This window comes from Candidatus Deferrimicrobiaceae bacterium (assembly GCA_035256765.1).
Taxonomy (GTDB): domain Bacteria; phylum Desulfobacterota; class Deferrimicrobia; order Deferrimicrobiales; family Deferrimicrobiaceae; genus CSP1-8.
In genome coordinates this window covers 1-7783 of the sequence record DATEXR010000268.1, presented here as the reverse complement: position 1 = coordinate 7783, position 7783 = coordinate 1, and the positions used below count along the sequence as shown (strand labels likewise).

General features: G+C 65.0%; 8 protein-coding genes. 4 read left to right on the top strand and 4 right to left on the bottom strand.

Annotation, left to right across the window (positions count from 1 at the left end):
- Window positions 1-8 precede the first annotated feature (8 nt).
- Both VJ307_09070 and VJ307_09065 read right to left on the bottom strand, forming a co-directional pair.
- Window positions 9-1625, bottom strand: a complete 1617-nt coding sequence (locus VJ307_09070; protein ID HJX74293.1) for a fumarate hydratase — start codon at window positions 1623-1625, stop codon at window positions 9-11.
- 96 nt (window positions 1626-1721) lie between these two features.
- Entirely contained in the window at window positions 1722-2744 is a 1023-nt protein-coding gene (locus VJ307_09065; protein HJX74292.1) for an FAD-dependent oxidoreductase, read from the bottom strand.
- A 76-nt stretch (window positions 2745-2820) separates the two neighbouring features.
- On the opposite strand from VJ307_09065, the gene VJ307_09060 reads away from it, so the two are divergent.
- Genes VJ307_09060 through VJ307_09045 form a run of 4 tightly spaced genes read left to right on the top strand, consistent with a single transcriptional unit; the run spans window position 2821 to window position 5150 of the window.
- A complete protein-coding gene (locus VJ307_09060) occupies window positions 2821-3012 on the top strand; it encodes a ferredoxin (GenBank protein HJX74291.1) in 192 nt (63 codons plus the stop codon).
- Between the two features lie 56 nt (window positions 3013-3068).
- Complete coding sequence (locus tag VJ307_09055) at window positions 3069-3773, top strand: GNA1162 family protein (GenBank protein HJX74290.1); 705 nt, start codon at window positions 3069-3071, stop codon at window positions 3771-3773.
- On the top strand, window positions 3770-4753 hold the full coding sequence (locus VJ307_09050; protein ID HJX74289.1) for a CsgG/HfaB family protein: 984 nt from the start codon (window positions 3770-3772) through the stop codon (window positions 4751-4753). The genes VJ307_09055 and VJ307_09050 overlap by 4 nt, the downstream gene beginning before the upstream one ends.
- 10 nt (window positions 4754-4763) lie before the next feature.
- Entirely contained in the window at window positions 4764-5150 is a 387-nt protein-coding gene (locus VJ307_09045) for a PEGA domain-containing protein (GenBank protein HJX74288.1), read from the top strand.
- 19 nt (window positions 5151-5169) lie between these two features.
- On the opposite strand, the gene VJ307_09040 is transcribed toward VJ307_09045, so the two are convergent.
- Window positions 5170-6525, bottom strand: a complete 1356-nt coding sequence (locus VJ307_09040) for a replication-associated recombination protein A (GenBank protein HJX74287.1) — start codon at window positions 6523-6525, stop codon at window positions 5170-5172.
- Window positions 6526-6795: 270 nt separating this feature from the next.
- Window positions 6796-6981, bottom strand: coding sequence for a hypothetical protein (locus VJ307_09035; protein HJX74286.1), 186 nt, complete (start codon window positions 6979-6981; stop codon window positions 6796-6798).
- Between the last annotated feature and the right edge of the window lie 802 nt (window positions 6982-7783).

Here is a 7783-nt window from a genome sequence, read left to right as displayed (position 1 = left end):
GCCGGCGTTCAGCCGGCGATCTGCCGATAGAAATCGTTCCCCTTGTCGTCCACCAGGATGAAGGCGGGGAAGTCGACGACCTCGATCCGGAAGATCGCCTCCATCCCCAGTTCGGGGTACTCGAGGACCTCCACCTTCCTGATGTTCTCCTGGGCGAGCAGGGCGGCCGGACCGCCGATCGAGCCCAGGTAGAACCCGCCGTGCTTCTTGCAGGCGTCGGTCACCTGCTGGCTGCGGTTCCCCTTGGCGATCATGATGAGGGACCCCCCGTGGGACTGGAACAGGTCCACGTAGGAGTCCATCCGGCCCGCGGTCGTCGGGCCGAAGGAGCCCGACGGCATCCCCTTGGGGGTCTTGGCCGGTCCCGCGTAGTAGACGGGGTGGTCCTTGAGATACTGCGGCATCCCCTCGCCGCGGTCGAGCCGCTCTTTGATCTTGGCGTGGGCGATGTCGCGCCCGACGATGAGCGTCCCGGTGAGGGAGAGCTGCGTCGTGACGGGGTATTTCGACAGCTCGGCGAGGATCTCCTTCATCGGCCGGTTCAGGTCGACCTTCACGACCCCGTGTTCGTGCTTCTTCCGGTATTTTTCGGGGATCAGCCGGCCCGGGTTCCTCTCCATCTTCTCGAGCCAGATCCCTTCCGCGTTGATCTTCGCCTTGATGTTCCGGTCGGCGGAGCACGAGACCCCCATCCCCACCGGGCAGGAGGCCCCGTGCCGCGGCAGGCGGACGACCCGGACGTCGAGGGCGAAGTACTTGCCGCCGAACTGGGCGCCGTAGCCGGACCGGTACGCCGCTTTCAGGATCTTCTCCTCCATCTCCGGGTCCCGGAACGCCTGGCCGCCGTCGTTCCCCTTCGTGGGGAGGTGATCCAGGTAGCCGGTGGAGGCGAGCTTCACCGTCTTCAGGCATGCCTCGGCGGACGTTCCCCCGACGACGAAGGCGAGGTGGTAGGGAGGGCAGGCGGCCGTCCCCAGGGTCTTCATCTTTTCCACCAGGAACTTCTCGAGGCTCGCGGGGTTCAGGAGCGCCTTCGTCTCCTGGAACAGGTACGTCTTGTTGGCGGAACCGCCCCCCTTGGCGACGAAGAGGAACTTGTACTCCTGCCCCTCGGTGGCGTAAAGGTCGATCTGGGCGGGGAGGTTCGTCCCGGAGTTCTTCTCCTCGTACATCGTGAGCGGGATCGTCTGGGAATACCGCAGGTTCTCCTCGGTGTACGTCTTGTGCACGCCCCGGGAGAGGTACTCCTCGTCCGGCGCGCCCGTAAAGACCTGCTGCCCCTTCTTCCCGATGATGGTGGCGGTTCCCGTGTCCTGGCAGAAGGGGAGGACGAAATGGGCGGAGACCTCGGCGTTGCGCAGCATCGCCACGGCGACGCCGCGGTCGTTGGGAGCGGCCTCAGGGTCGGACAGGATGGCGGCCACCTTCGCCAGGTGCGCCGGGCGCAGCAAAAAAGAAACGTCGCGCAACGCCTGGTTGGCCAGGAAGGCGAGCCCCTCCGGGTCGACCACGAGGATCTCCTTCCCGTTGAACCGGGAGACGGAGACGTACTGCTTGGTGAGCAACCTGTATTTCGTATCGTCTTTCCCTTGCGGGAAAGGATCCTGGTAAAGAAACTCCGGCATCTTTCCTCTCCTTTATGCGTATTCTGTATACGGAAAAACTACGATATCGCCGCGGGATGCATTCCGTCAAGACCGGCGAACCCCTCCCGGGAGCGGTCACTTCCAGTAAGGGGTCCGGATGTCGAGGTAGGCCCGGTGCGCGGCGGTGGCCGCCTGGGCCACGGCCGTCACGATCATCTTGAGGTGGGAGGAGACATCCCCCACGGCGAGGATCCCCGGGACGCTCGTCCTTTGCCAGAGGTCGGTTTCGACCTGCCCTTTTCCGTCGAGGGACAGGGCGAGGTCGCGGAAGATGGCGGTGTTCGGCCTCCTTCCCACCGCCAGGACCACGGCGTCGGCCGGCAGGACGGAGTCCTTTCCGGCGCGGTGATCCCGCACGCGCACGCCTTCGACGCGTTCGTCTCCCAGGAACTCCTCCACGGTGCTGTCGAGAAGCACGGCAATTCCCTCGTTCCGCTCGAATTCTCCCGGCAGTCCGCTCGGGATCCGGAAAGTGGACTGTCTGTGGACCAGGGTGATCCGCGAGGCGACCCCCGACAACCGCTGGACGAGGGAGATCGCGGTTTCCCCTCCGCCGACGATGACCACGTTCTTCCCGCGAAAGCCGGCGGGGTCCCGGACATTGTAGTACACGCCCCCATGACGTCCCGCGAACTCCCTCTCCCGAAGGATTCCCGCTTCGGCGGCGGTGCTGCCGTTCGCAAGGATGAGCATCTTCGTCTTTGCCCGCAGATCTTTTGCCACGACCTCCCTCCCGGGCGTGATCTCTTCGACCCTTCCCTCGATCAGGTCGGCTCCGGAGCGCCGGGCATCATCGATCAGGAGGGCGGCGAGTTCCTTGGCAAGGATTCCGGGGGGGACCCCCGGATAATTATCGATCCGCTTGTCCGGACACCACCGGGTGAGGACCCCTCCCCACGAATCGCCTTCGAAGACCGCGGTCCTGAGCCGTTTCCTTCCGCAAGAGGAGGCGGCGGAGAGTCCCGCCGGTCCTCCGCCCACCACCAGGACGTCGTATTCCGCCGGCTTCGGGTCCGGCGCCGCGGTTTCCCGGTCCGTGGGGTTTCCCCTCGGCATTGCGACCGCTTCGAGCGCCCGGGCGGCGTTTTTCCTGCTCATCTCTCCTCTCCTGGAGCAACGGGACATTTTTCGTATGATACTATGGTACCCAAAAATCATATCCGGGAGGAAGAGGATGGCCAAAGTTCCCTACGTCAATAAGGACGAGTGCACCGAATGCGGCGTCTGCACGGACAACGTTCCTACGGTTTTCCGCATGGACGACGACAACAAGGCCGAGGTGTTCGACCCGAACGGCGCGAGCGAGGCGGAGATCCAGGAAGCGATGGACCTCTGCCCCGTCGCATGCATCATCTGGAAAGAGTAGAGGTATCCGGCGCCGGGGGTTGTTGAATACCTTCCAGCGCCGATCGTCCAATATCCGTGGAGATCGGGAAGAGGCGGGCCGAAGGGTTCCTTTTTTGCGCCCTCCTGCTCTTATCCCTGGCCGGGTGCGGAGGGCGAAAGGGCGCCTTGCGGGAGGAGACTCCCCCTCCTCCGGCGACAGGACCGAAGGTGGCGGTCGCTCCCCTGGAAAACCGGAGCAACGACCTCGACGCCTCCGAGATCATCCGATCCTCGTTCGCCGGCGAAATCGCCCGGCGGGGGTGGAACGTCTTGTCGCTTGCGGAGAGCGACCGGGTGCTCCGGGAGACCCTCGGGATCAGTTACGGGGGTCAACTCCCGTCCACCACCCCCGGGGAGGTGTGCCGGACGCTGGGCGTGGACGGGGTGTTCTACGGGGAAGTCCGGGAATGGAACAAGACGACCACGGGGGTCTACAACAAGGTCACCGTCACCGCATCGTTCGAACTGTATGCCCGGGACGGGGACCGGGTATGGGAGGGGAGCGACACGCAGTCGAGGGTCGACGTTCCGCGCGGGGGAAGGGAGATCGGGGCGGAAATCCTGGTCCATGCCCTGGGGAACCTGCTGCTCAACCCGATGACCCCTTACGGGCAGGCGGTCGCCAGGAATATCGCCGGGAAACTGCCATCCGGCCTGCTCGAGAGACGCGAGGCCCCCGCGGGGCGGGACGACGCATCGGGGGACACGGACACATCGGGAGTAAGGGGAGGACAAAAATGAGAACGTCGGCACTGCCGGGATCGCGGAAGGCCGTATCGATCGCCCTTGCCGGGCTGGCGGGGCTTTGGATGGCGGGGTGCGCAACCACCCCGCCCGTCACGGGCCCCTCGGACAGGCCGTCGGCCCCCGCTGCCGTGATGCCGAAGGCCGAAGCCCAGGCTCCCCTCGTGACGCGAGGGCCGAAGAAGCGGGTGGCGGTCATCCGGTTCCAGGACAAGAGCGCCTACGGACGGGGCCGTCTCGGAGGAGCGGTCCAGGACATCCTGACGACCGAACTGGCCAAGTCCGGCCTGTTCATCCTCGTTTCGCGGGGGGCCGACCTGGACCTGATCCTGGACGAGCAGGACATCGGGAAGTCGGGGATCGTCAAGGAGGGGACGGGGCCGAAGTCGGGAGAGGTCCTGGGGCTGAACGCGATCGTGACGGGGGCCGTGTCGCAGTTCGGGGTCAAGCAGAAGTCGGCCACCTATCTCGTCGGTGCGAGCAAGACGCAGACGGCCGAGGCGACCGTCGACGTCCGGGTCGTGGACGCCACGACCGGGCAGGTCATCTTCGCTGAAAGCGGGACGGGGGTCCAGGAGGAGAGTTCGACGCAGGTGCTGGGCATCGGCGGCGCCAAGGGATACGACGAGACCATGGAGGGGAAGGCCCTGCGCGCGGCGATCTCCAAGTTCATCGACAACCTGATCCAGCGGGTGGAGGCGATTCCGTGGAGCGGGAAGGTCGCCGCCGTCGACGGGGACGAGATCACCATCAACGCCGGGCAGAAGACGGGGCTGATCACGGGAGACCGGCTCCGGGTCTTCGGCGAGGGACGCGAGGTGATCGATCCCGACACGAAGCTCTCCCTCGGCCGGAAACCGGGCAGGGAGAAGGGGGAGATCGTCGTCTCGGGCCTCTTCGGCGAGGATGCGGCGGTATGCCGGCGGGTGAGCGGCGATGGGATAGCCGTCAACGACATCGTGAAGCTGGCGAGATAGGAGGCGCGCGATGAGAAGGGTTCTCATGACCGGCGGCGCGGTACGTACGGCGACGGCCGCCCTGGTGCTCGTCGGCCTTCTTGCCGGCGGTGGTCTGACCCTGGCGGGCGGCTGCTACCCCAAGGGGCAGATCTACGGCGTGGGAGACGTCGGCGGACTGGTCTTCGCGGTGAACCCGCCGGATGCGGAGGTCGTGCTGGACGGGGTCTCCCAGGGGAAGGCGTCCGACTTCACCGAGGACCGGTACCTGAAGGTGGAGAGCGGCACCCACCGGCTGGAGCTCCGCAAGGCGGGGTACGACACCTATTCCCGCACGGTGTACGTCTCGAACTCCCTGCTGCGGGTGGAAGTGACGCTGGTGGAGGGGGGTCCCCCTCCCGCGCCGAGAGGCTACTGAGAACCGGAAGGGGCCCGGCTCACTTTTTCCGCAGAGCCTCCCACCACGACCTCAGCCGTTCGGCGATGACCTTCTCGTGGCCGGCCTCCGAGGGCTCGTAGTAAGTGCGTCTCCCCAGCGTTTCCGGGAAATATTCCTCGGGGACGAACCCGTCCGCGAAATCGTGCGGGTATTGGTATTTCTTTCCGTAGCCCAGATCCCTCATCAGTCGGGTAGGGGCGTTGCGCAGGTGCATCGGCACCGGGTGGCTTCCCCGGGACTTCGCGTCCTCCATGGCTCGTTGAAACGCGATGTACACCCGGTTGCTCTTCGGCGCGGTGGCGAGGTAGACCGCCGCCTGCGCCAGCGCCAGCTCCCCCTCGGGGCTCCCCAGCGTCCGGTAGGCTTCCGCCGCCGAGAGGGTGATCGACAGCGCCCCCGGCGCGGCGTTTCCCACGTCCTCGGAGGCGAAGCGGATCATCCGCCGGGCGATATAGAGGGGGTTCTCCCCCCCGGCCAGCATCCGGGCGAGCCAGTACAGGGAGGCGTCGGGATCCGAACCGCGCAGGCTCTTGTGAAATGCAGAGATGATGTTGTAATGCTCCTCCCCGTCCTTGTCGTAGAGGAGGGCCTTCGTCCGCAGCGCCTCTTCCGCCACCCCCATGTCCACGAGAGGAAGTTTCCGGTGCTCCGCGATCGCGGCGGCCGCCTCCAGGGCGTTTAGCCCCACCCGGGCGTCGCCGTCGGAAATCTCCACGATATGGCGAAGGGCGTCCGCGGCGAGAAACTCCCGGGGTTTGCCAAGTCCCCGCTCCCGGTCGGTGAGGCCTCGCAAAACGATGGTCTCCACGTCCTTCGCGGACAGGGGATCGAGCACGAGGACCCGGCAGCGGGACAGGAGGGCGTTGCGGATCTCGAAGGAGGGGTTCTCCGTCGTTGTCCCGAACAGGGTGACGGTCCCGTCCTCCACGAAGGGAAGCAGGGCGTCCTGCTGGGCCTTGTTGAAGCGGTGGATCTCGTCGATGAACAGGATCGCCGGTCGGTCCGCCCCGGTCCGGACCCTTCGCAGATCGGACAGGACCTCCTTGATCTCCTTGATGCCCGCCAGGACCGCCGAATAGGGAAGGAAGACCGCCTTCGTCTCGGCCGCGAGGATGCGGGCGAGCGTCGTCTTCCCCGAGCCCGGGGGACCCCAGAAGATGAGGGACGGCAGAGGGCGCGCCGAGAGAATGGAGGAGAGGAATTTTCCCTCTCCCAGGATCGATTCCTGGCCGACGAACTCGACGAGGGTCTTCGGACGCATGCGATCCGCAAGAGGCGCGGAGCGAGTGGCCGCGTTCTGCTCGCCTCCCCGGAAGTCGGGGAACAGCGGTTGCGGAGTGCGGGGGTCGGACATCTTTGTCCTCGATTTCCTTCCGGTCTAGTGCACCGTCTCGCAAATACCTTGGCATTCGAGCGCCGCTGCATCCCCACCAGCTTCGTTGCGCTTCTTCACCATACTCAACGGTATGCCTCAGTCGCGCGCCTTGCCGGTGCGGCGCATCGACGCTCTCGGTGCGTCAAGCTATTTGCGAGACGGTACACCAGTATCCGTCAAAGAAGGCCGGGGAGACAAACGTTTCTACGGGTCGGGGAAAAGATCCCGTTGCCGGGATCGGGAAGAGGGTTACTTTTCTTCCTTCAGGACGATCTTGATCTCCTCGTCGGGCAAGTCCCTGAATTTCCGCTTTGCGATTTCGACGAGCCCTTTCTGATTGGATGTCATTCGTCTGGATTGACGTCGTTCGACCACACCGCCGACCAGGATCCTGGTGTCTCCCACCACTTTATATACCGAAAATAACCGTTCCATATCGAGGTCCTCCCCCTTCCTGTTCAAGCGGGTTTCACGGCGGGATCAATAAGATAGCAAAAAGAATGCCTTTTTCCAATCTTTTTTGTTATCGGGGGGTTATGAAAAACGGAACCATGGAGCAAGGAAAATCAGTACACAATAATCCCCAAACATTCCAGAAGGTTGACGCCCATAGCCAGAGGAATCTGATTCGGTTTCGCAAAGACGGGGATGAAACTGTTTCCTTTCGAACCGCACCCAAGTACTCCGTTTCACAAATACGGTTGCATTCGAGCGCCGCTGCAGGGGGCCGGTCCCCGGAAGGGTTTCGTCGCGAGACAAGAGAGACCCTTTGGCTACGGCGGGCAAGCGCAGGAGCGAGTGCGGAGGCGTACGGGAAGTACGCCGCACAAGCGAGCGACGAGCACGCCCGACGCAGCCCGGGGATCGCTTGTCGCAGCAGAAAAGGCAGCCCTTTTGGCGACCGGCGCCTGCGGCGAGGGAACGCACCGCCCGCCCTTTGTCGGGTTCCCTGCGCCCGGCTCGGCGTACCGCGAGTACGCCTGCGCCGTGCTCGGTCGTCCTTCGCGGTCTGACGGCGCATCCGCTTCGCCTCGGCTGCCGACCCTTCCGGGGACAGGCCCCTCGCTCCCGCGGAGTACGCGCTCCTTGCGCTCAGGGGGGACACTCCTGATGGGCGGGGACACTCCTCTCCCGCATCCCGGAGATGAATCAGGAATGTCCCCGGTGGGAGTGTCCCCCCCCATCCTCAGTCGCGCGCCTTCGCCAAGGCGCGGCGCATCGACGCTCTCGGTGCGAC